This is a genomic window from Cupriavidus sp. SIMBA_020 (assembly GCF_046535395.1).
Lineage (GTDB): Bacteria > Pseudomonadota > Gammaproteobacteria > Burkholderiales > Burkholderiaceae > Cupriavidus > Cupriavidus campinensis.
In genome coordinates this window covers 106555-129226 of record NZ_JAWRWU010000012.1, presented here as the reverse complement: position 1 = coordinate 129226, position 22672 = coordinate 106555, and the positions used below count along the sequence as shown (strand labels likewise).

At 67.3% G+C, this 22672-nt stretch carries 22 protein-coding genes; 14 read left to right on the top strand and 8 right to left on the bottom strand.

The annotated features are described in order from the left end of the window. Positions 1-346 precede the first annotated feature (346 nt). Positions 347-1348, top strand: coding sequence for a T6SS immunity protein Tli4 family protein (locus SB751_RS21480; RefSeq protein ID WP_410748525.1), 1002 nt, complete (start codon positions 347-349; stop codon positions 1346-1348). Positions 1349-1363: 15 nt separating this feature from the next. Further along, positions 1364-2053: a TSUP family transporter gene (locus SB751_RS21475; protein WP_410748524.1), complete on the top strand. Its 690-nt coding sequence runs from the start codon at positions 1364-1366 to the stop codon at positions 2051-2053. Here the strand turns inward: SB751_RS21475 and SB751_RS21470 are convergent. After that, positions 2050-2679, bottom strand: a complete 630-nt coding sequence (locus SB751_RS21470) for a DUF938 domain-containing protein (RefSeq protein ID WP_144197722.1) — start codon at positions 2677-2679, stop codon at positions 2050-2052. The genes SB751_RS21475 and SB751_RS21470 overlap by 4 nt on opposite strands. A 134-nt stretch (positions 2680-2813) precedes the next feature. On the opposite strand from SB751_RS21470, the gene SB751_RS21465 reads away from it, so the two are divergent. Both SB751_RS21465 and SB751_RS21460 read left to right on the top strand, forming a co-directional pair. Then, on the top strand, positions 2814-3419 hold the full coding sequence (locus SB751_RS21465) for an IMPACT family protein (RefSeq protein WP_144197721.1): 606 nt from the start codon (positions 2814-2816) through the stop codon (positions 3417-3419). After that, a complete protein-coding gene (locus SB751_RS21460; RefSeq protein WP_144197720.1) occupies positions 3412-3726 on the top strand; it encodes a 2Fe-2S iron-sulfur cluster-binding protein in 315 nt (104 codons plus the stop codon). The genes SB751_RS21465 and SB751_RS21460 overlap by 8 nt, the downstream gene beginning before the upstream one ends. A gap of 21 nt (positions 3727-3747) precedes the next feature. Here SB751_RS21460 and SB751_RS21455 read toward each other — a convergent pair whose 3' ends face one another. The 4 genes from SB751_RS21455 to SB751_RS21440 form a co-directional block, all read right to left on the bottom strand. Then, positions 3748-4863: an alpha/beta hydrolase family esterase gene (locus tag SB751_RS21455; protein ID WP_144197719.1), complete on the bottom strand. Its 1116-nt coding sequence runs from the start codon at positions 4861-4863 to the stop codon at positions 3748-3750. Between the two features lie 101 nt (positions 4864-4964). Further along, entirely contained in the window at positions 4965-5714 is a 750-nt protein-coding gene (locus tag SB751_RS21450; protein WP_369823406.1) for a sulfite exporter TauE/SafE family protein, read from the bottom strand. A 12-nt stretch (positions 5715-5726) separates the two neighbouring features. Further along, entirely contained in the window at positions 5727-6101 is a 375-nt protein-coding gene (locus tag SB751_RS21445; protein ID WP_144197718.1) for an antibiotic biosynthesis monooxygenase family protein, read from the bottom strand. A 14-nt stretch (positions 6102-6115) separates the two neighbouring features. Further along, positions 6116-7261 carry a cytochrome P450 gene (locus tag SB751_RS21440; RefSeq protein WP_410748523.1) on the bottom strand — a complete coding sequence of 382 codons (1146 nt, stop codon included), beginning with the start codon at positions 7259-7261 and terminating at the stop codon, positions 6116-6118. A gap of 270 nt (positions 7262-7531) precedes the next feature. Between SB751_RS21440 and paoA the strand changes: the two genes are divergently transcribed. From paoA to paoC, 3 genes are read left to right on the top strand one after another with little or no spacing between them, the layout of a single operon-like run. Beyond that, positions 7532-8188, top strand: coding sequence for an aldehyde dehydrogenase iron-sulfur subunit PaoA (gene paoA, locus SB751_RS21435; RefSeq protein ID WP_144197716.1), 657 nt, complete (start codon positions 7532-7534; stop codon positions 8186-8188). After that, on the top strand, positions 8185-9135 hold the full coding sequence (locus SB751_RS21430) for an FAD binding domain-containing protein (RefSeq protein ID WP_144197715.1): 951 nt from the start codon (positions 8185-8187) through the stop codon (positions 9133-9135). The genes paoA and SB751_RS21430 overlap by 4 nt, the downstream gene beginning before the upstream one ends. A 16-nt stretch (positions 9136-9151) precedes the next feature. Next, on the top strand, positions 9152-11365 hold the full coding sequence (gene paoC / locus SB751_RS21425; protein WP_410748522.1) for an aldehyde oxidoreductase molybdenum-binding subunit PaoC: 2214 nt from the start codon (positions 9152-9154) through the stop codon (positions 11363-11365). A 23-nt stretch (positions 11366-11388) separates the two neighbouring features. On the opposite strand, the gene SB751_RS21420 is transcribed toward paoC, so the two are convergent. After that, the gene (locus tag SB751_RS21420; RefSeq protein ID WP_244844678.1) at positions 11389-11580 is read right to left on the bottom strand and encodes a hypothetical protein; all 192 of its coding nucleotides are present in this window, start codon (positions 11578-11580) and stop codon (positions 11389-11391) included. A gap of 514 nt (positions 11581-12094) precedes the next feature. Between SB751_RS21420 and SB751_RS21415 the strand changes: the two genes are divergently transcribed. The 3 genes from SB751_RS21415 to SB751_RS21405 all read left to right on the top strand — a co-directional run bounded on the left by SB751_RS21415 (position 12095) and on the right by SB751_RS21405 (position 17027). Beyond that, positions 12095-15130, top strand: a complete 3036-nt coding sequence (locus SB751_RS21415; protein ID WP_410748521.1) for an autotransporter domain-containing protein — start codon at positions 12095-12097, stop codon at positions 15128-15130. A 140-nt stretch (positions 15131-15270) separates the two neighbouring features. Further along, on the top strand, positions 15271-16212 hold the full coding sequence (locus tag SB751_RS21410) for a hypothetical protein (RefSeq protein WP_144197711.1): 942 nt from the start codon (positions 15271-15273) through the stop codon (positions 16210-16212). Positions 16213-16379: 167 nt separating this feature from the next. After that, positions 16380-17027, top strand: coding sequence for a response regulator transcription factor (locus SB751_RS21405; protein WP_144197710.1), 648 nt, complete (start codon positions 16380-16382; stop codon positions 17025-17027). Here the strand turns inward: SB751_RS21405 and SB751_RS21400 are convergent. Beyond that, positions 17024-17923 carry a LysR family transcriptional regulator gene (locus SB751_RS21400; RefSeq protein ID WP_144197709.1) on the bottom strand — a complete coding sequence of 300 codons (900 nt, stop codon included), beginning with the start codon at positions 17921-17923 and terminating at the stop codon, positions 17024-17026. The genes SB751_RS21405 and SB751_RS21400 overlap by 4 nt on opposite strands. A 94-nt stretch (positions 17924-18017) precedes the next feature. On the opposite strand from SB751_RS21400, the gene SB751_RS21395 reads away from it, so the two are divergent. From SB751_RS21395 to SB751_RS21380, 4 genes are all read left to right on the top strand, one after another. Further along, positions 18018-19232: a CaiB/BaiF CoA transferase family protein gene (locus tag SB751_RS21395; protein WP_144197708.1), complete on the top strand. Its 1215-nt coding sequence runs from the start codon at positions 18018-18020 to the stop codon at positions 19230-19232. Positions 19233-19269: 37 nt separating this feature from the next. Then, positions 19270-20268, top strand: a complete 999-nt coding sequence (locus tag SB751_RS21390; RefSeq protein ID WP_144197707.1) for a Bug family tripartite tricarboxylate transporter substrate binding protein — start codon at positions 19270-19272, stop codon at positions 20266-20268. Positions 20269-21017: 749 nt separating this feature from the next. After that, complete coding sequence (locus tag SB751_RS21385) at positions 21018-21245, top strand: DUF2188 domain-containing protein (protein WP_144197706.1); 228 nt, start codon at positions 21018-21020, stop codon at positions 21243-21245. Between the two features lie 87 nt (positions 21246-21332). Beyond that, positions 21333-21749: a carotenoid oxygenase family protein gene (locus SB751_RS21380; protein ID WP_144197705.1), complete on the top strand. Its 417-nt coding sequence runs from the start codon at positions 21333-21335 to the stop codon at positions 21747-21749. Here the strand turns inward: SB751_RS21380 and SB751_RS21375 are convergent. Continuing rightward, entirely contained in the window at positions 21635-22618 is a 984-nt protein-coding gene (locus SB751_RS21375) for an NAD(P)H-quinone oxidoreductase (protein ID WP_144197704.1), read from the bottom strand. The two genes, SB751_RS21380 and SB751_RS21375, sit on opposite strands and share 115 nt — an antisense overlap. Positions 22619-22672: the final 54 nt, after the last annotated feature.

The following is a 22672-nucleotide window of genomic DNA, read 5'->3' as shown; positions in this document are numbered from 1 at the left end:
TTATCCCGCAGCCTGGTCAGCGGGATAACGGCATTGTCCCGGGAGACAGGACGGTGCCTGCATTGTCCGCTGCGGCGCAAGGCCGAGGCTTGCTACCTGGCGTTCCGGGCAATAAAGCCCGAGGTGTGCAGATGGTCTTCGTGCAAGGTGGGTACGAGCACCAGGCCAGCTTCAATCATCCGTGGTCGCGCTGGGCCACTCTCTATAGCGTTGCAAGAATCGTCCATTCCGTTGAGGGGCTAGATAATTGACGAGAACATCCTATCGAATCCGACTTTCTATACTCCCGATTCTTGTCTCAATGAATCTTCTGTCTGCGTGTGCGCAGATCGCTCCCGTGGAACCTATGATGATGAACAACCCGCTGCTTGCTAATTCGAGACCTTGGTGTATCGGCCGTTTCGTATTCGATCGCCCTGCGGCGAGCGAGATCAGTTCTGAGCGTTACGGCTTCTGGGGCGACGAAATTGAGATCAGGAGGAATGTCAGCTTCCAGACGTTTGACCATGAAATGCGCAAACGTGAAGAAACGCTGCGCAGGGAAAAGCGCGAGAGCTCGATTTCCTACCAGGAGATGAAGGAAAGGGGCTTGGAATCCATGCGTTTTAAGGTGAATGTACCGATGCTGGAGCAGGTTGCATCACCGACCCAAAACTCACGAGTCTTCCTATTTACGATGGATGGAAAACGACCGGATCCCTTCTTCAAGCAGGAAGGATACGTCCTGGCCGGCGGCACGATGCTAGCGATGAAGTCGACGGTACCCAAGAGGATTATTCAGTCCGCCATCGCCGGCCTATCCGAAGTCCTTCGAGACGTCACCTATCGTGACGACTGGACGGTCCCGACCGAACCAGGATTCTGTATCGACGGGGCTTTGATTGGCGGCCGTTCACGCGATAGCGAGCGCGTTACTCAGAGCTTTGCTCTGCTACCGGGAAGGTACGCGGGGCTCCTCATCAGAATGCGCGATGCCGTGGAATCAGACAAGAAGCTATCGCTTCGTCAGACCCTACCAGATCTACGCGGTAACTTGAACAATAAAGGCTTCAGCGGCAACGTCCGCTTCCTGCGTGATGGCAAACGACAGGTCGCCGGGATGGAAGCAGAGGAAGTACTGTTTTCCATCACTGATGGAACGATACAGATCTATCAGTTCTATCTGATGGCGCAGGGAGACCCCGAGACCGTCGCGCAACCCCACACCGAGATTCGGCTGACACTGGGGGGCCCAAGTACGCATTCTCTTACACCGGAGCTCGCGACATCTCCTGTCGACGAAGCCGGCGCCATACAGATGTGGGACACATTGCTCAACAGCATGCGGCTTCGGCCCGGCGCCTTGTGAGCCAGGAGAGTCGGCATGACCAGACGATACGACATCTTGAGGGGGGATCTCACCACCTTGGGGGGCATCGTACAGGGCGGAGACGCCAACGATATGGTAGGGCATCGCGAGCAAGCCTATGAGGGCGACCCAGTCTGGTGTCCAGTCTGCAAGTCGGTGGGACAGATCGTATGTATCGGTCCGCGCCTGTCCACCACGGGCCCCGATGGACGCGAGGCTGCGCTGAGCGACGATCTTTGTGTCTGCCGTTGCAGCCCCAGCCCGTTGTTGCTGCCGTCGCTCGGCCTCGCCCTGTACTTCTTGTGGCGCCTGATGCCCGGCCGGGCCGTGACCCAGCAGCAGGCGCGGCTGTCGTCGCGCTGGATTCCGGCTGTGGGCGTGGTGGGCGGGGCGTTCTCGGGGTTCTTCAGCGTGGGCGGCGGCGTGGTGGCCGCGCCGGCGTTGGTCGGCCTGTTCGGCATGCGGCAGGCCGCCGCGCAGGGGCTGGCGCTGGCGCTGGTCACGCCGGGCGCCGTGGTCGCGCTGATGACCTATGCCCAGGCCGGCCATGTCGACTGGACCAGCGGCATCCCGCTCTCGCTCGGCGGCATGCTGACGATCTCCTGGGGCGTGGCGCTGGCGCACCGGATGCCGGAACGCCGCCTGCGCGCCGCGTTCGCCGTCTGCCTGATCGCCACGGCGGTGGTCATGCTCGTACGCGGCTAGCCGGCCGCCGGCTTGCGGAAGACCAGACTGAAGTTGTTCGCCGGCATCGGGATGGGCGCGTCGCAGGTCATGCCCTGGGCCGCACCGAGCGCGATCACCGCTTCCATGTCGCGCACGCCCCATTCGGCATCGGCGGCACGCAGTTGCGCGTCGAAGGCCGCGTTGCTGGGCGCCGTGTGGGCGCCGTCGCGCTTGTAGGGGCCGTAGAGGTAGAGCACGCCGCCCGGCCCGAGCCGCTTGCCGGCACCGGCGAACAGCGCCTCGGCGGCCGCCCACGGCGAGATGTGGACCATATTGATACAGACAATGGCGGACACGGCGTCAATGCCCCAGGGTTCCGCGCGCACGTCGAGGGCCAGCGGCGGCAGCACGTTCGTCGTCCCGGCGTGGACTGCCCAGGCCGCAATCGACTCGCGCCAGGTGGCATCGGGGTCGCTCGGCTGCCAGGTGATGCCCGGCAGCGCGGCGGCGAAGTGGACAGCGTGCTGGCCGGTGCCGCTGGCGATCTCGAGCACCGTGCCGCTGGTCGGCAGCACCTGGCGCAGCACGGCAAGGATCGGCTCCCGGTTGCGCTCGGTGGCAGGCGCCATGCGGCGCGCGGCGAGATCGGGGGACGGGCGGGTCATGGGCGCTCCTGTTTTCGCGGGTAACAGGCGCAAGGGTAGCAGGCACGGCGCCTCTGCGCGGTCAGACGCCCCGGCTGCGCTACACTCCCTCTCCTGCCCAGTCACCCCGCCGGTTTCGGCCGATTTCCGCCGCCTTGCCCACCTACACGCTTGCCACCCCCGTGCACTCGGACCTCGAGATCCGCAAGAGCCGCTTTATCGGCCTGGCCACGCCCGTGCCAGACCGCGAGGCCGCCATGGCGGTGCTCCAGGACCTGCGCGCGCAGCACCCAGCCGCCACCCATGTGTGCTGGGCACTGCTGGCGGGTGGACAGTCCGGCATGTCCGATGACGGCGAGCCGTCCGGCACGGCGGGCCGGCCGATCCTCGAAGTGCTGCGCCACCATGATCTCGATGGCGTGCTGGCGGCGGTGATCCGCTACTACGGCGGGGTCAAGCTGGGTGCAGGCGGCCTCGTGCGCGCCTATACCGATGCGATTGCCGCCGCGCTCAAGGACGCCGAGCGCGTGGAGCGCATCGCCTACGCCACGCTGGACGTCGAGGTGGACTATGCCGACGAACCGCGCGTGCGCCGCTGGATCGAATCGATGGCCGGCGAGGGCTGCACGCTGGCCGACACCCAGTATGGCGCGCTGGCCCGGCTGGTAATCCGCCTGCCGGCCACGCTGCGCGAGCCCGCCATCGCCACCCTGCGCGACGCCACCCATGGCCGCGCCCGGTTCCCGGAAGCCGATGCCTGACCAGGACGACATCATCTCGGACGACAGCGCAGAATTCACCGCCCACGTGCTGCCCGGCGAGACACGCTACGCCGCGCCGGCCTCGCTGAGCCTGCTGGAGGCGGCCCTGCTCGAAGGCGTCGCCCTGCCCAGCTCCTGCCGCAACGGCACCTGCCGGGCCTGCATCAGCCAGCTTCACGCGGGGAGCGTGCGCTATCGGATCGAATGGCCGGGACTCAGTGCAGATGAGAAGGACGAGGGCCTGATCCTGCCGTGCGTGGCGTGCCCGACCAGCGACGTGGCCTTCGAGCCCGTCGGCACGAACTAGGCACCCGGGTAAATCGCCCCATCAAGCCAGCCCGCGCCCGTTCACGGAGAAGAAGCGCAGGGCGATCTTGAGCGCATCCGGGCCGGTCGGATCGGCAAAGGCCTGACCCGGCGCGCCGCCGCTCCAGGCGTGCCGCAGCCCCTCCACCCTGACCAGCCGCATGAAGGGCCGCACACCGGCCTGCCAGTCGAAGACATCGACCGCGCGCCGGGTGCCGCGCCGCACGCGCCGGGGCGGCATGGCCTTCGGGGCGACCGCACCAGGCGGCAGCAGCTCCAGCCACAGCGCGGCGGCCGAGGTGGCGTTGTCGTAGGTGACCACGGTGTCGTCATCGCCATGCAGCAGCAGCAACGGCGGCGGACGACGGCCCGCCAGCGCCAGCCGGGCCGCCACGGCGTCCGGCACGCGCTCGCCGCGCATGGCGCGCGGGGCCTGGGCTGCGTTGACGGCGCTATAGGGCACGGCGCCCGAGTGCGAGCCCACGGCGGCAAAGCGGTCGGGGTAGCGCAGGCCCAGCATCATCGCCATCGCCCCGCCCGCCGACAGGCCCAGCGCGCAAACCCGCTCGCCGATGATGGCGTAGCGCCGGCAGACATGGTCGATCATCGACATCAGCAGCGCTGCCTCGGATGCGCCCCGGGCGTCCGGCCGGAACCAGTTCCAGCAGCGCTGCGAGTTCGCCTGCACCGACTGCTCGGGCATCAGCACCACCCAGCGCGCGTCGCGCGCCACGGTGGTCACGCGCGCGCAGGCGGCAAAACTGGCGGCGTCCTGCCCGCAGCCGTGCAGCAGCACCAGCAGCGGGGCGGGACGCGCGGCGCTCACGCCCGGCGGCACGAAGATGCGGTAGCGCCGCTGGCCCAGCGCGCCAAGGCCGAGGGTGAAACCCCAGACCCCTTCCTCCCAGACCCCGCCGCCCTTGCTGACCGGCGACGGCGCGGGCGTGACCACTCCGGTCAGCGCCCGATGCGCAGCCTTGCCCACGGCACGGCCCACGGCCTCGCTCACGGCGCTGCCCTGCTGCCTGGCCGTCTTCAGCACGGAATTGGTCACCGTGCGTTGCAGGCGCCGGGCGCTGCGCGCCGCCTGCTTGCCCAGCGTTGCCCACAGTTGGGTAGTACCCCTGCGCCGTGTCATGCCGCATCGCCCTTTCGTCGTCTGGTGCCATGGCGGATGCCACGTTGCGATCCTGCACCAGTATCCGGGGCGATTGTGTCAGGTTTTCATGCCAGGGCCGGTCAGACAATGCCGCGCAGCGCCAGATCCGCCCCCAGCAGCAGCAATCCGCAGAAGAACAGGCGCCGGAAGCGCTCCGCGCTGATCCGGTGCCGCAGCCACTGGCCAAGGAACATGCCGCCCAGCGCCGGCACCAGCGCCAGCAGCGAGGCCCCGAGCACCGGCGTATGGAGCAGCGCGCCGCCCAGCGCCAGGCTCACGGCCAGCGCGATGGTCGAGACCGTGAACGACAGCCCCAGCGCCTGCACCATGCTTTCCTTGTCGAGGCCGAGCCCCTGCAGGTAGGGCACGGCGGGGATGACGAAGACCCCGGTCACGGCGGTGATCGCCCCCGTAACCAGCCCGGCCAGCGGCGCCATCCAGCGCTCCGCCCGGGGCGGCACCACCAGCCGCACCGCGGCGAGGCCCATCACGGCATAGACGATCAGCGCCACGCCGAGGGCGTTGGTGGCGTGGTCCATCATCCTGGCCGGCACCAGCGCGGCGCACAGCCACGTGCCGGCGCAGATGGTGACCAGCATCGGCCACAGCCGCAGCAGCAGCTGGCCGAAGCGCGGGCCGCTGAACAGCTGCACGACGTTGGTGACCATGGACGGCGCCACCAGCAGCGCGGCGGCCTGCACGGGCGGCATGACCAGCCCGAGCAGGCCCACCGCCACGGTCGGCAGGCCAAGGCCCACCACGCCCTTGACGAAGCCGGCCAGCAGGAAGGTCAGGCCGATAAACGCGAATTCGGGACCGACGTGGAACATCGACAGGCTCCCTTAGCGCGGGGTGGACACACCGTTGGGCACATCGGCGTGCACGGCCCGGCTGTCCGCCGGCGCCTCGTCACGCTCGTGCAGGCCGTAGTCGCGCAGCACCTGGGCCACGCGCAGCCGGTAGTTGGCGAACACGCCGCCGCGCCCGGCCGCCTGCGCCTGGCGGTGGTCGAGCGTGTTGCGCCAGGCGATGACCGCCGCCTCATCACGGAAGAACGAGAGGGACAGCAGCTTGCCGGGCGTGGTCAGGCTCTGGAAGCGCTCCACCGAGATAAAGCCGTCGATGGCCTCGAGGGTCGGCTTGAGGTGGGCGGCGATGTCGAGGTAGGCGTCCTGGCGGCCCGGCGCGGGTTCGACTTCAAAGATCACGGCAATCATGGGGGCTCCTCTACTTAATAGTGGGATGGTGTGAACAGCGGAATGCGCGCGTTCACGGATGGACGATAGCGCAAGCCGCGCAGCAGGCGGCGTGGGTTCACATCGCGCTGGAGCAGGCTCTCGACGGTGACCGCCGCCAGAAGACGCGCCAGCGCGTCGCCGGGGCAGCCGTGGCGGCCGGTGCCGAAGGTCCACGGCCGGTCCGCCGGGTCCGCCCGCGCTGCCGGGTCATGCGACCCGGCGGCCAGCAGCACCAGCACGGCATCGCCGGTCTTCAGGGATTCGCCGCACAGCGTGGCGTCGGCGGCCAGGAAGCGGCGCGTGTTCTGCACTGGCGGATCGGTGCGGGCGACGTCCGCGACCAGTTGCTCCACATCCCCCACATCGCCCATTTCGCCCATTTCGCCAGTCCGGCCCAGCCGCACCAGCGTATTGCCGACCAGCCCGGCCGTGGCCTCGCAGGCCTGGATCATCAGGCCGATGGCGTTGGCCAGCAGCGTGGCGGGGTCGATGTCGGCCTCGCCAGCGGCCTGCGCCATCGCCGCGAGCAATCCGCCCGGCGCTGCGTTCTCCCCCGCCCAGCGCGTCAGCCATTGCGCGGCCACGGCGCCCGCCTCCACATCGGCGGGCCGGGCCAGCGGCGACATGGCCGCCGCGAACGTCGCCACGAAGCCGGCCACCCGTGTGGACACATGGCCGGCTTCGTCCCGCTCCAGCGGCAGCCCGAGCAGGTCCGCCACGCAGAGCACGGGCAGCGTGAACATCCAGCGATTGGCCTCGTGGGCGTCGTCCGCCTCCACGCGCGGCAGGTGCGCGGCCAGCGCGCGGACGCGGAGGCGGGCGGCAGGGAGGTCGATGCCCGCCATCGCCCGCAGGACCACGGTCTTGAGCGCCGCATGAGGCGCCCCGTCCGTCATGCGCACCAGCCGGCCGAACAGGTCGCCCGCCGGGGTGCCGGCCAGCGCGGGCGGCACCGGCTGGGCCGTCGGGCGGACCCGGCAGTCAGGATGGGCGAGCACCTCGGCCACCGTGTCGGCGCTGGCCGCCACCCACAGGCCCAGCGCGGCATCGCGGTGAAACGGCCGCGTGGCGGCCAGGTGCCGGTAGTACGGATAGGGGTCCGCATCGGTGACGGCGGCAATCGGATCGGCAACGTTCATGGGGGCGGCTCCGTGGCGAATGGATGCAGTGTGCGTCACGCCGTGCCGCCGATGCTTCATGGCGGCGTGAAACGTCGAATGCGGGCAGGCGGGCCTGACAACGGCGCGGGCGCGCTCGGGCATGTTTTGTGCGCCGTTCTGCCCGCACCGGCAGACGCCCCGTGCAGCCGCCCCGCGCGGCCGGCCCGCGCCGTGTAAGAACTGCGCGCAACCGTCGCCACATTGCAATTTCGGGCGTCCGCGTCCGACATCACAAGGAATCCCCCACCCATGGAAGACTTCCGCGACCCTCTCAAGCTATCGCGGCGCGAGTTGCTCAAGGCGAGCGCGGTCTCGGTGACCGCCGCCGCCGTGCCGGGCGCCGCCACCGGCCGGCCCGCCGGCGCGCCCTCCCCCGCCACCACGCGCCCGCCCATCTCGCACAAGGTGTCGCTGATCGTCAACGGCCAGCGGCGCGACCTTGACCTCGATACCCGCACCACGCTGCTGGACGCCCTGCGCGAGCACCTGCACCTGACCGGCACCAAGAAAGGCTGCGACCACGGCCAGTGCGGCGCCTGCACGGTCATTGTCGATGGGCGCCGGCTGAACTCGTGCCTGACGCTGGCGGTGATGCACCACGAGGCCAAAATCACGACGATCGAGGGCCTGGGCACGCCCGAGCGCATGCATCCGATGCAGGTGGCCTTCGTGAAGCATGACGGCTACCAGTGCGGCTACTGCACGCCCGGCCAGATCTGCTCCGCCGTGGCCGTGCTCGACGAGATCCAGGCCGGCATACCGAGCCACGTCAGCGCCGACCTGAACGCGCGCCCGGCCCTGAGCGCCGAGGAGATCCGCGAGCGGATGAGCGGCAACATCTGCCGCTGCGGCGCCTACGCCAACATCCTCGACGCCATCGGCGACGTCGCCGGGAGGAAAGCATGATCCCCTTTACCTACGAACGCGCCCAGTCGCCGGCGCAGGCCGCCGCGTCCGCCACGCGCATCCCGGGCAGCCGCTTCATTGCCGGCGGCACCAATCTGCTCGACCTGATGAAGCTCGGTATCGAGACCCCGCTGCACCTGATCGACGTGAACGGCCTGGCGCTGGACAAGATCGAGGCCACCTCTCAGGGCGGGCTGCGCATCGGCGCGCTGGTCCGCAACACCGACCTCGCCGCCGACCCGCGCGTGCGGCGCGACTACGGCGTACTGGCGCGCGCGCTGCTGGCCGGCGCCTCCGGGCAGTTGCGCAACCGCGCCACCACGGCGGGCAACCTGCTGCAACGCACACGCTGCCCGTATTTCTACGATACGGACCAGCCCTGCAACAAGCGCGCGCCGGGCAGCGGCTGCGCGGCCATCGGCGGCGTGACGCGCCAGCATGCGGTCATCGGCGCCAGCAACGCGTGCATCGCCACGCATCCGAGCGACATGGCGGTGGCCATGCGCGTGCTCGACGCCACGGTGGAGACCGTCAACCCGAAGGGCGCCACGCGTGTCATTCCCATCATCGATTTCCACAAGCTGCCGGGCAACACGCCGCATATCGAAACCGCGCTGGAGCCGGGCGAGCTGATTACCGCCGTGACGCTGCCTCCGCCGGTAGGCGGCGCGCAGCTGTACCGGAAGGTGCGCGACCGGGCCTCGTACGCATTCGCGCTGGTGTCCGTGGCCGCCATCGTGCAGCGCGACGGCACCGGCCGCGTGGCCGTGGGCGGTGTGGCGCACCGGCCGTGGCGCCTGGAAGCCGCCGAGACCGAGTTGCCGCGCGGCGCCCAGGCCGTGACCCAGCGCCTGTTCGCGGACGCCCGGCCCACCCACGACAACGCCTTCAAGGTGCCGCTGTTCCAGCGCACCCTCGCCGCCGTGCTGGCGCAGGCCCGCACCTGACCGGAGGAGACGGACGATGAAATTCGATACCCCCGCCACCACCAACCCGATCGACCAGCTCCGCGTGGTTGGCAAACCCACGGACCGCATCGACGGCCCCCACAAGGCCACCGGCACCGCGCCCTATGCCTACGAGCGGCACGACGTGGCGCGCAACCAGGCGTACGGCTATGTGGTGGGCGCCGGCATTGGCAAAGGCCGCATCATGTCGATGGACACCACCGCCGCGCGCCGCGCGCCCGGCGTGCTGGCCATCGTCACCGCCGCGAACGCCGGCAAGCTCGGCAAGGGCCAGCGCAATACCGCCGCGCTGCTCGGCGGCCCGGAGATCCAGCACTACCATCAGGCCGTGGCGCTGGTGGTAGCGGAAACCTTCGAGCAGGCCCGCGCGGCGGCGCAGATGATCCGCGTGCGCTACACCGCCGGGAAAGGCGCGTTCGACCTGGCCGCCGCGCGCGATGCGGCCGTCGCGCCGAAGGGCGATGACTTTTCGGGCAAGCCGGAAACGGCCGTGGGCGACTTCGCCGGCAGCTTCGCGGCGGCGCCGGTGCAGTTGGACGCCACCTACACCACGCCCGATCAGTCGCACGCGATGATGGAGCCGCACGCCTCCATCGCCGCCTGGAACGGCGACAGGCTCACGCTGTGGACGGCCAACCAGATGATCGCCTGGGGCCGCGAGGACCTGGCGGCCACGCTCGGCATCCCCAAGGAAAACGTGCGCGTGATCTCGCCCTATATCGGCGGCGGCTTCGGCGGCAAGCTGTTCGTGCGGGCCGAGGCGCTGCTCGCGGCGCTGGGCGCGCGCGCGGCCGGGCGCCCCGTGAAGGTGGCGCTGACGCGGCCCCTGATGTTCAACAACACCACGCACCGGCCGGCGACGATCCAGCGCATCCGCATCGGCACCACGCGGGACGGCAAGATCACGGCCATCGCCCATGAAAGCTGGTCGGGCGACCTGCCCGGCGGCGGACCCGAGACCGCCGTGCAGCAGACGCGCCTGCTCTACGCCGGCGCCAACCGGATGACCGCGCTGCGGCTGGCCACGCTGGACCTGCCCGAAGGCAACGCCATGCGCGCGCCGGGCGAGGCGCCGGGCATGATGGCGCTGGAGATCGCCATCGACGAGATCGCCGAGAAGGCCGGCATCGACCCCGTGCAGTTCCGCATCCTCAACGACACGCAGGTGGACCCGGAAAAGCCCGCGCGGCCATTCTCGCAGCGGCAGTTCGTGCAATGCCTGCGGCTGGGCGCCGAGCGCTTCGGCTGGCAGGCGCGCAACCCCAAGCCCGGCGCGACGAAGGCGGGGCAATGGCTGGTCGGCATGGGCGTGGCGTCGGCGTTCCGGAACAACCTGGTCATGAAGTCCGGCGCGCGCGTGGGGGTGGACAAGGGCGGCCGGGTCATCGTGGAGACCGATATGACCGACATCGGCACGGGCAGCTATACGGTCATCGCCCAGACGGCCGCCGAGATGCTGGGCGTGCCGATCGAGCAGGTGGTGGTGCGGCTGGGCGATTCGTCGTTCCCGGTGTCGGCGGGGTCCGGCGGCCAGTGGGGCGCCAACAGCGCCACCTCAGGCGTCTATGCCGCCTGCGTGAAGCTGCGCCAGCTGCTGGCCCAGCGTGCCGGCCTGAGCGTGAACGCCACGGACGCGGTGTTCGAGGGCGGCCAGATCCGCGCCGGAGGCCGCAGCGTGCCGCTGGCGCAGGCGGCGGGCGAAGGCGTGACCGCCGAGGACACCCTGGAGTTCGGCGATCTCGACAAGCAATACCAGCAGTCCACCTTCGGCGCGCATTTCGTCGAGGTGGGCGTCGACATGGCCACTGCCGAAATCCGCGTGCGCCGCATGCTGGCCGTCTGTGCGGCGGGCCGGATCCTGAATCCGAAATCGGCGCGCAGCCAGGTGATCGGCGCCATGACGATGGGCGTGGGCGCCGCCTTGATGGAGGAACTCGCCATCGACAAACGCGTGGGCTTTTTCGTCAATCACGACCTCGCCGGCTACGAGGTGCCCGTGCACGCCGATATTCCGCACCAGGAGGTGATTTTCCTGGACGAGGTGGACCCCATCTCCTCGCCCATGAAAGCGAAGGGCGTGGGAGAACTCGGCATCTGCGGCGTGGGCGCGGCGGTGGCCAATGCCATTTACCACGCCACCGGCGTGCGGGTGCGTGACTACCCGATCACGCTGGACAAGCTCCTGGCGGGCATGCCGACGATGGTCTGACCAACCGCGCCCATACCCGTCCGTCACGCCTTGCGCGAGGGACGGGTATCGCGCAGTGCCGAAGGCCGCACTTCCTGCAGCGATCGCAGGGAGCGCTGTGCGTCCTCCACCGCTTCAAGCCCCTCCCGCAGGCGCGTGCAGGCGTAGCCGAGGCGCGCCTGCACCTCGGGATCCAGTGAAGACAGACGCTCCAGGGCGTCCAGTTCCGTCTGCAAGTGGCCAATCATCCGTCGTAATTGCGCCGTGCTATGAGATGCGAGTGACTGGATGGCCATTCGTAATCCCCTATCGCTAAGATGCAAAATGAGAAGGGCAGTGCCCATCCTAATACCCTAGGGCGAGCCGCCCAGATTTCCAGCGCTGTTACATATATGTCGGGAGCCCCACGGGAAAATCCGGCATTGCGCTGGCGAGTGAGCATCCCCTTTCGCTGTCACCCCCGCCAGTTCTGTATTTTTTGCATGATGGACCGCTACATGGATAATAAATGACAATCGCAACATTGCGTTATATCGAGGCGGAAAATAAATATCAGACAATGCAGGAAAATAAATACCCCGCACTATCACTAATCCACTTTCTCAACCCCTTCGCATCACATACACTGCCTTTCAATTCCACCCAATAATCTTCTGATAATCCAATATCGCCCATTATCAAACATATTGGATTCAGTTTCCGATCCGTGGGAAATTGCCGATGCCCGTTCCGTCCCGAGTTCGCATCGCTGTGCTTCTGTTGTTTGCCACCGCCTTCCGGCCCCTTCAGGCGACTGACCTGACGAGTTCGGAGGTGGGCTACAAGCTGAGCCGCGCCGACAATCCGTTTGTCGTGGTGCCCGGGGCGATCATCGACACGCGCGGGAACGGCGCCGTCGCCATCGACGCCTCTGGCAGTTCCGGGTGGTCGTTGACCAACAACGGCACCGTCTACGGCGGCTACAACGCGGTGCACCTCCCCTTGGGCACGCTGACCAACTTCGGCGTGCTGGCGAGCCCCAGTACCACCGCGGTGGCGATGTTCGCCGGCGGCACCGTGGTGAATCAGGCCGGCGCGGTGATCGCCGGCAAGCTCGACGGCATCTACCTCGGGCAGTCGGGCAGCATGGTGATCAATGCCGGCGACATCGCCGGCGACGTATTCGACTACTCCAGCACGCAGGCCGCCATCCATTTCGCCGAGAGCGGCACCGTGGTCAATCTGGCGACGGGCCGCATCGTGGGGCATGCGCACGGCATCCTGGCCACGCCCGCCCTCACCCTCGACAACGCCGGCCTGATCGCGTCGGACGAGGGCGCGGCCATCGACCTGGACACCGGCCCCAGCGCACCGGCCTCCATCGTCAACAGCGGCACGATCGACGGGCGCAGCGGCGTGGCGATATCGTTCGGCCCGGCGGATGACCGGATAGAGATCACCGGCACCTCGCGGATTACCGGCATCGTGGACGGCGGCGCGGCGGCCAGCGCCGGCAACACGCTGGTGCTGGGCGGCGCCGACGCCGGCAGCTTCGACGTCTCCACGCTCGGCCCCACCGCGCAGTACCGGAACTTCGGCATCCTCCAGAAACAGGGCACCAGCGTCTGGACGCTGACGGGTGCGAACGCGGACGAACAGGCGTGGCAGATCGGCGGCGGCGGTGTCGTCGTCGCCGGGCAACTCGCCGGCAGCCTGACCGCCCAGCCCGGCGTGACCGGCCTCTATATAGAAGTCGCGCCAGGGGGCGTCGTCCAGTCGCCGACAACCAGCGCCATCTCGCTCAACGGCGGGAGCCAGATCGTCAATGCCGGCACGATCGCGGCCAGCGGCGCGAACATCCCCGCCATCCGCATCGATGGCGCTGACGGTCCGGCCAGCGTGGTCAACCAGCCGGGGGCGACGATTGCCGGCAGCCAGGGGCCGGCAATCGTCGCGGGCGCCAACGTCGCCATCGTCAACGCGGGCACGCTGACCGGCAGCGGTGTCGCCGTGCAGTTCACCGGGGCGAACAGCACGCTGACGCTGGATACCGGCAGCGCCATATCGGGCGACCTCGACGGTGGCAACGGCGCCGGCAACGCCCTGATCCTGCAGGGCAGCGGCAGCCTGCCCGGCCGCGCCTATGGCTTCCCTGCGCTTTCGATGCGTGGTGCGGACTGGTCGCTCGACGGCACCTCGGAGATCGGGACATCGGCCACCGTCGAGACCGGCACCCTGCGCGTGAACGGCACGCTCGCCAGCCCGGCGGTGGCGGTGTCGCCCGGCGCGGCGCTGGCCGGTACGGGCACGGTGCAGGGCGCTGTCAGCGTGCAGGGCATCGTCGCACCCGGGAACGCCGTCTTGCCGACCACGCCGCGGGCGCCGTTGTCGGTCGGCACGCTGTCCATCGCGGGCAGCTACAGCCACGCGGCCAGCGCCGTGTATCAGGTCGATATCTCGCCCACCAGCAATGACCTGATAGATGTCACCGGCCCCGCCGCGCTGGCCGGCGGCACGGTGCAGGCCCGCCTGCGCGCGCTGTCGCTGCGGCCTGCCGATACGTACCGCATCCTGTCGGCCTCGGGCGGGCTGACCGGCACGTTCGCGGGCGTGACCACGCTCAACCCGTTCGCCGCGCCGTCCCTGGCCTACGATGCCGGGAATGCCTACCTCGTGGTCGCACGCGGCTTCGCCCTGGCCGGCGGTACACCGAACGAGATCGCCGTGGAAACTGCCCTGGACCGCGACGCCTTCGCCGCAGGCACCAACAACGCGCCGAGCCGGGATTTCTTGGCAGTGGCCGTCGACCTGTTCAACGTGGAAGGCGCAGCGGCCTACGCGGCGATCGACCAGTTGAGCGCGGAAGCCTACGCCGCGCTGCCGAACGCCCACTACGCGGCGGCGCGGGCGGGGATGAACGCCATCGACACCCGGCTCGCGGACGAGACCTGCACCCCTGCGGCGCCGGCGGCGCGCTTCTGCGCATGGGCCACCGTGCTGGGCAACACCGGCCGCATCGGCGGCTATGACACGTGGCTGTCGCAGGACATCAACCTCGCGGGCGTGATGGCCGGGGTCGACTATCAATGGACGCCAGCCTTCGTCGGCGGGATGGCATTCGGCTACCTCCACGGCAATACTTTCACCCACAGCCTGCCGGTGCACGGCCAGTTCGACAGCTATCAGGCCGTGCTTTATGGCCGCTACACGGCGGGCCGCTTCTGGTTCCGCAAGGCGCTGGGCTATGCGCGCAATATCGACGACATGCGCCGCGACATCACGTTTACCGAGGTGCCCCGCACGGCCACCGGCAGCACGCACGGCAACCAGTTCTTCGCCGCCCTGCGCACCGGCGTGGACCTGCCGCTGGCCCTGCCCGGCGTGCTGTCGCCGTTTGCCGGCGTGGAAGGGCAGGCGGTGAAGTTATCCGGCACGACGGAAACCGGGGCGGACAGCGTCAACCTCGTGCTGCCCTCGCGCTCGACGAATTCGGTCCGCTCGCTGCTCGGCACCGAATGGCGCCACCTGTTCGACGGACCGGCAGGCGCCTGGCGCATCCACGCGGCGGCGGCCTGGGTGCACACCTTCGGCACGAACACGCAGTCCATCACCGCGCGTTACGCCGGCGCCCCGGCCACCGACTTCACGGTGCATGGCAGCGGCCAGAACCGCAATGCCGCCCAACTCCGTCTGGGCATGAGCGTGAGCCCCACGCCACGTAGCCGATTGTCCATTCGCTACGACGGCGAACTCGGCACCCACGGCAGCACGCATGGCGGCGCGGTGAGCATCTCGCATCACTGGTAGTCCCTCGACTCGCAATTCATCCAATCCGGTGGAAGCGATGACCGCAGCCCCGGCTGCGCAGCTTGCTTTTTCAGGAAACAGCGATGGTGACATCACGGCTAAGCGGCTAACGTAGGCCATGACTTTCACATCTATCGCATATGCACAAAAATTTTCCGCTGGAGATTGAGACAGACCATCCGGGCCAGCCGGGCAACAATCCTGCCGAAATGGAGGTTGCCCTGCTCAGGAATCGGTACTGCAAGACGATGGCCGAGTTCTTCGAGGCACCGGCCTCGGTATCGCTGTCGCGCGCGGCGCGGGCGATGTATCGGCTGGGCCGCGTACGGCAGTGGCAGGCCATCAACGCCACCGCGCGCGGCGCACCCGCGCCAAATGTGGGCAACCTGCGCTCCGGGGTGCTCGAGAGCCTGGCCGGATCGCACGCCATGGTCGTGCATCGCAGGCACTGGTATGGCACCCACTATAACAAGACGGACCTTTCGGACCTGGCGCTCCAGGTTGCAATGCTGCTCGCGCTCGACTGGCGCGATCTCGGGACGTTCGCGCTGCGGGAATGGTTCGGCCAGCACTCCGAGCTCGACAACCTCTACCAGCCGACGCTGAGCGGCGCGGCCGGCATGATCGTCGGGGTTGCCGGCCAGGCCCTCGATATCAAGGTACCGGAGGCCACGTTCCGCGCCACGGAAGCACCGCTTGCGGCCATGACCTCGCAGTGGCGCGACAACGAAACCGCCTTCGTGGAACTGGCGCTCCAACTGGCCGACCGCCATCTCGCCCAAAGCCACGGCCACTCGCCCACCGCGCTCGCGGACTTCGACCAGCCGGTGGAACAGGCCGTGCCAGTCGAACTGTTGATGCTGTTGCGCCTGCGCGGCTATGCCGCCATCCCGCGCTGGCTGGCCATCCATCCGGCAATGGCACATCCGGCCGTGAGCATGCCCACCCCCGCCTCCCCGGTGCCATCGCAGCGCTGCGACCAGTTCGTCATGCAGACCGCTCGCCTCCTGCCCGAATATCAGGCATTGTGCGCGGCCATCGCGGCCCAGCAGGCCAGCCTGCGCGCCAACCGCTTCCGATAGAGCCCTGCCCCGCTCGCCCCGCAGCCGCCACGTGCCTGCCGGGCGAGGTCTCTGGCCCCGTGTTGGCCTCTCCTCGACCACCCGTTTGACCCCGTTTGACTCCGTTTGACCCCCGTTTTACCCGCTTGACCACCCATAGCAGCATCGACCTGTTCGGAGACTACGTTATGACATTGATGGCCAATCGAATTGCGGTCGCAGACGACCACCCCCTCATCCTCAAAGCACTGCATGACTGCCTGGACCTGACGCCGGGGTTCGAAGTGGTCTGCGCATGCGCCAATGGCAGCGCGTTGATCGACGCGCTGGCCCATACCGAGGTCGACATTATCGTGACGGACTTCGCCATGGGGCAGGGGGATCACGGCGTTGACGGCTTCAACCTGCTGAAGCAGCTGATCGAGCACCACCCCAAGGCCCACGTTGTGGTAATCAGCGGCCAGATGAACCCGGGCATCGTCGCCCGCGCCATGAATCTGGGCGTGCGCGGGTTCGTCAGCAAGCAGGACGAACTGGATGAAGTGGTTCAGGCCTGCGTGCACGTGGCCACCACGACCGAATGCTTCTACTCCTCGACCATCCGCACGCTGCTGAATGCCTCCGGCGCCATGAAAAAGCCGGTCCATGACCTCACCCCGCGCGAGATGGAAGTGGTCCGCCTCTATGTTCAGGGCTTGCAGCTGCAGGAGATCGCCGCCCGGGTCGGGCGGTCGATCAGCACCGTCTCGTCGCAAAAGTCCACGGCCATGGACAAGCTCGGGGTCAACAAGAATACCGACCTTATCCGCTACGCCTACGAACACGGCCTGCTCTAGGTGCCCCGCCGTGCTGCGCGATCCTGCAGAAACGCGATCAGCGTGACCACGGCGCGCGTCTGGTAGCGCGCCGGCATATAGAGCAGATACATGGTGGTCCGGAGGAAGGACAAATCCTCCGCCGGCAGCGGCAGGCGCAGCAGCGCCCCCGTGGCGAGGTCCTGGTCCACCATGTAGTGCGGCACCAGTCCAACCCCCAGCCCCTGGAGGATGGCATCGCGCAGGAAGAAGAAATTGGCCGACATCAGCCTGGGCCGGATGTCGAGCTGCCGGCTTGCCGGACCCGGCCGCCCCGCCGCATGCAACTTCTGCCCCGTCAGTTCCGAAGTAATCAGCGGCAGGTCCTTGAACTGCTCCAGCGTCTGCGGCATGCCGCAGGTGCGCACCAGGTCCGGCGTGGCGCAGGCCACGTACTCGACGTCGCCAAGGCTGCAGGCCACGGCGTTGGTGGGCGCATCGCCCATCACGCGCACGGAGAAATCCACCGCACCCTTGATCAGGTCGTCGATGTCGTTGTCGAACACCACGTTCAGCGTGATGGCCGGATACAGGTTCATGAACTCGATGAACCACGCGGACATCGTGTGCTGGCCGAAGCCGCTCGGCACGCTGAGCCGGACCGTGCCGCTCAGCCGCTTCCCCAGGCTCTCCACCGACTCCTGCGCCGCCATCACTTCGTGGCGAATGGCCCGGGCGTGCTCATACAACTGCCAGCCCAGCTCCGTCGGCTCCAGCTGCCGCGTGGTGCGACGCAGCAATTCCGCACCAATCTGCCGCTCGAAGTGGTTGAGGCGCTTGCTGACGTTGGCGCGGCTCATGCCCAGTTGCGCGGCGGCACGGCTGAGATTGCCGGCCTCGATGATGTCCACTAGCAGGGAAAGCCCGTTCAGGTCCATTGTCAACTTTCCATATTCATATGCGTTGCTAATTTGTAGCAATTGTCAATCATTCGGAACATATAGACAATGCGCTGACAGGAGACAGATCACCATGGCACTACAAGATCAAGCCGCGCCGTTGCCGCTGGCAGGCGTGCGCATTCTCGACCTCTCGCGCGTACTGGCGGGGCCGATGTGTGCGATGGCCCTGGCGGACCTCGGCGCCGACGTCATCAAGATCGAGCACCCCGAGCGGGGCGACGACACCCGCGACTGGGGCGTACGGATCGGCACGCGCAATACCTCCTATTTCAATAGCGCCAACCGCAACAAGCGCTCGGTCACCCTGGACCTGCAGAGCGAAGAGGGCGTGCAGCTGGCGCGCCAGTTGGCCGCGCGCAGCGACGTGGTGATCCAGAACTTCAAGGTCGGTGGCGCTGAAAAGCTGGGCCTGGGCTACGAACAGCTCAGCGCGGACAATCCGGGCCTTGTGTACTGCTCGATCTCCGGCTACGCACGCTTCACGCCGGAAGCCGAGCGTCCGGGCTACGACCTCGTGGTACAGGGCGAAGCCGGCGTGATGGCCACCAACGGCGAGGCCGGGCAAGGGCCGCTGAAGTTCGGCGTCGCGGCCGTGGACATGTTCACCGGCATGTACGCCGGGCAGGCGATCCTGGCGGCGCTGTTCGCGCGCCACACCACAGGGCGCGGACGCCATGTGCAGATGGCCCTCTACGACTGCGGGCTGATGATCACGTCGTACTACGGCATGGAGGCGCTGCTCAAGGCCGGCGACCCGCCGAAGTTCGGCAACGCCCATCCGTCCATCGTTCCCTACGGGGTCTTCGAGGCCGCCGACGGCCCGCTTGTGATTACCGTGGGCAACAACGGCCAGTTCCAGCGATTCTGCCGCGAGGTCATCGGCCGTCCTGAATGGGCGGAAGATCCGCGATTTGCGACAAACACGGCGCGCTCGGCCCATCGCGACACCCTGCTGGCCGCGCTGCGCGAAACCCTGCGTCATTTCACCCGGGCCGAGCTACTGCAGCGGCTGACCGCCGCCCAGATTCCCTGCGGCGAGGTGCTGGGCATGCTCGACGCGCTGCAGTCCCAGCGCACCGCCGACGCGGGGCTGCTGCACCATTTCCACGACACCGAGGCCGGTGCGCAGGCCGTGCTGGCCCCACCCTATGCGATGGATGGCCAGCGCCTGCCCGTGCGCCGTCCGCCGCCCCATATGGGCGAGCACACCACGGAAATTTTCAAGGAAGTGCTACAACTCGACGACAACGCTATCGCGGGCCTGCGATCCCGAGGCGTGATCTGATCCCGATATTCAATTCAACAGACTGGAGACAAGACCCATGACCAAGCTGCAACTCAGCCGCCGCCAGATCCTCAAGGCCGGCGCCGCGGCCTCCCTGGCGTCGATGATGCCCGCCGTGCTGGCCAAGACCGGCTGGCCGGAGAAGTTCATCAAGATGACCGTCGCGTTCCCGGCGGGCGGCCCCACGGACACCGCCGCCCGGATCGTGGCGCAGAAATTGTCGGAGCGGCTTGGGCAGCAGGTCATTATCGAGAACAAGCCGGGCGCGTCGGGTTCCATCGGCACGGCCAGCTTCATCAAGAGCCCCGCCGATGGCTACAGCCTGTCGATGTTCGGCATGCCGGCCCTGCTGGCGCCGCTGATGTACAAGAACAACGCCTATGACGTGAAGAAGGACTTCCTGTCAGTGGCGACTGTCTACGTGCTGCCGATGGCCGTCGTCATCAACCCCGCCGTGGTGCCTGGCGTGGAGACCCTGCCAGACCTGATCCGCTTCGCCAAGGCCAGCAAGACGCCGCTGAACTACACCAGCTCCGGCACCGGCAGCTTCGGGCACCTGGCCATGGAGCAGCTCAAGGACCTGGGCGGCTTCGACATGCAGCACGTGCCGTACCGCGGCAGCGCGCCGGCCGTTGCAGACCTGCTGGGCGGACAGGTCGGCATCATGTTCGCCGACGTGGTAGCCGCCCTGCCCCACATCCGCGCGGGCAAGCTCAAGGCGATTGCCTTGAGTTCGCCGAACGCCAAGGTGCTGCTGTCCGGCGTGAAGACGGTTTCCGAACAGGGCTTCCCGGGCTTCGACTTCGACTCCTGGGGCGGGCTGATCGCGCCGCTGGAGACGCCCCAGGCCATCGTGGACCGCATTGCCAGCGAGACCCGCGAGATCGTCACCGGCGACAAGGAACTGCAGCAGAAGCTGGTGAGCGCCGGCGCCATCGCCGCGTTCCAGGACGGCAAGCAGATGCAGGCGCGCCTGAACAAGGACTACGACCGCTGGAGCGCCATCGTCAAGGCGAAGAACATCACCGCCAACTGAGGTCTGTGCACCGGCGGCCGTCGCCGTGAAGGCGGCAAAACGGGTGTGTGGTATTCAGCGCTTGTTGCCAGGCCGCCGGTGTGACGCTATCGCAGCGTTCCCTGAGTAGTACTAAAACTTCTTGCCGCGCGAACGCGCCTTTTGATCTGCTGCGCGAAAATTGCGGATGTCCTATGGTCGAAAAAGCCGTGCAGGCTCACGCTGACGCGTGATCAATGGCGTGATCAATGCGACTTTGTCTTATGTTCCAGATGGTCAGCGGCGATATCTTCCTCGCGGGATACCGTGTTTGTCAGTCGGAACTGGAACCAGAACAAGGCAATCAGCGCCAATATCGCAAGGCCGCCAAGTAAGAATCTGGGCCACATTTTTATCCTCGTCTGAGATGTCACATCGACCAAGTCGACGGTAACGCGATGAATAGTCCGGCCAGACTCGCACGCCGTCCCTTCGTGCAGCAGCCACGCCACTCGGAATTCCGTACTGCCCCGCTTCAAGCGTACGCAGAATGGGGTAGAACCGGCATCAAGACGCCATCGAACGCGATCAAATTCCTGTAAAGGCCCGCTGATCAGCAGATTGCCGTCGTCGAGGGCATTTGGAAGCCGCGAAACGATCCAGGCTATTCGCCCCCACGTTTACGCAATTTCTATGCGGCCGCGGTGTTCTGTTATGGGAACTTGATTCCCCGGCCTCTACCATGCAGTCATCTATCGTTTCTCCGGCAAACCTGCCGGTTGAGGAGCATCATGACGACACCGATACTGGTGGCACCGTACCGAGGCGGCTGGGACGTGATTCATGAAGGCGCGCGGTACGCCGATTCGCACCATGCAGATCGCGATGCGGCCGTCGTTGCCGGAACGGCATTGGCCCGGAGCGAAAGGGCGACGCTTGTAACACTAGATCTCGCCGGCTGCGAGTGCACCAGAATCGACTACGCCGCGCGTACCCACATGGCTGCAACGGCCGACTGAAGTACGGCGACGCGGCGGGCCTTGGGGCCGGAAACCCCGTTGCCGACCCAGAAAGATACGCTCCGTTGATGTTTCACAGCGCAGCTTTTGAAGGAGGCCAACCCGCCTTCGGCGGTGTTCAACACGGTGCTCAAGCTCGACACCGAGACCGGCCGATACACGCGCCATGACCTGGGCAACCAGATCGTTGGTGAGGCCGCCTTCGTGCCAAAGCCGGGTGGTCGTACCGAGGATGATGGTTACCTGGCGGCCTTCACTTACGATCCGGTGCGCCGGGGCAGCAACCTGGTGCCGCTGGATGCGCGCCGGATCGCACCTGACAAGCCCCGCCCCGCTCTTCGCCGAAAGCATCGCGCGCGCTGCAAGGATGTCAGGCACAGCCCCGTGACCTACGCCATCGTCAGCATGATCTTCCCGATATTCTGGTTGGATTCCATACGGCGATGCGCATCTGCTGCATTTTTCAACGGAAACGTGCTGTCGATGACGGGCGCCAGGCTGTGACTCGCAAATCGGGGGAGCCACGTATCGGCGAACCGGCGAGTCATGGCATGTTTCACTGCTGGCGGGCGCGATTTCATGACCGTTCCCATGATTTGCAGGTGCCGGTAGAGCAGCCTGTCCAGCGGAAGCTCGGCGCCCTCGATGCCGCCAAGGATGCCAACTTGAACCAGCCGGCCGCCAGAGTTCAGGGAGCGGATGTTGCGTGCCAGGTAGGGCGCGCCGACGAAATCGACGATCACATCGACGCCGCGCCCCTCGGTGACGCTATCTACCACCGCCTCGAAGTCTTCGGTCTTGTAGTCAATAGCGACATCCGCGCCGAAGCCGAGTATGGCTTCGCGCTTGCTGCCATCGGCCGTTGCCAGGACCCTGGCGCCTAGCGCGTGCGCCAGTTGCACCGCCGCCGAGCCGACACCACCAGCCGCCGCATGGATCAGCACTGACTCGCCTGATGTCAGCCGACCGAGATGACCAAGCGCTTCCCAGGCGGTGACGAATACTTCCGGCAACGCACCCGCATGTACGTCGTCCAGCCCATCGGGAATGTGCATGGCCATGCGATAGTCGATGCGTGCCAGTTCCGCGTAACCACCGCCGCCCACGATTCCCATGACGCGGTCGCCAATGGCGAAACCCTGCGTCTCGGAGCCCATCGCAATCACCTCGCCGGCGATCTCCAGGCCCATGAGGTCCGAATCGCCGAAGTTCGCGCGCCCGTAGCCGCCACGCCTGTGCGTGAGGTCCGCGCGGTTGAGACCGGCGGCACGGTTGCGCACCAGCAAGTCATGGGGCCTGACCTCCGGGTCCGGCACGTCGGTGAGTTCCAGAACGTCGGCATCGCCAAATTCAGCGAAAGTGATGGCTTTCATTGTCAGTCCCTGATGGATCGCACGCGCGCCGGACGACAGGTGTCCGGCCATTGG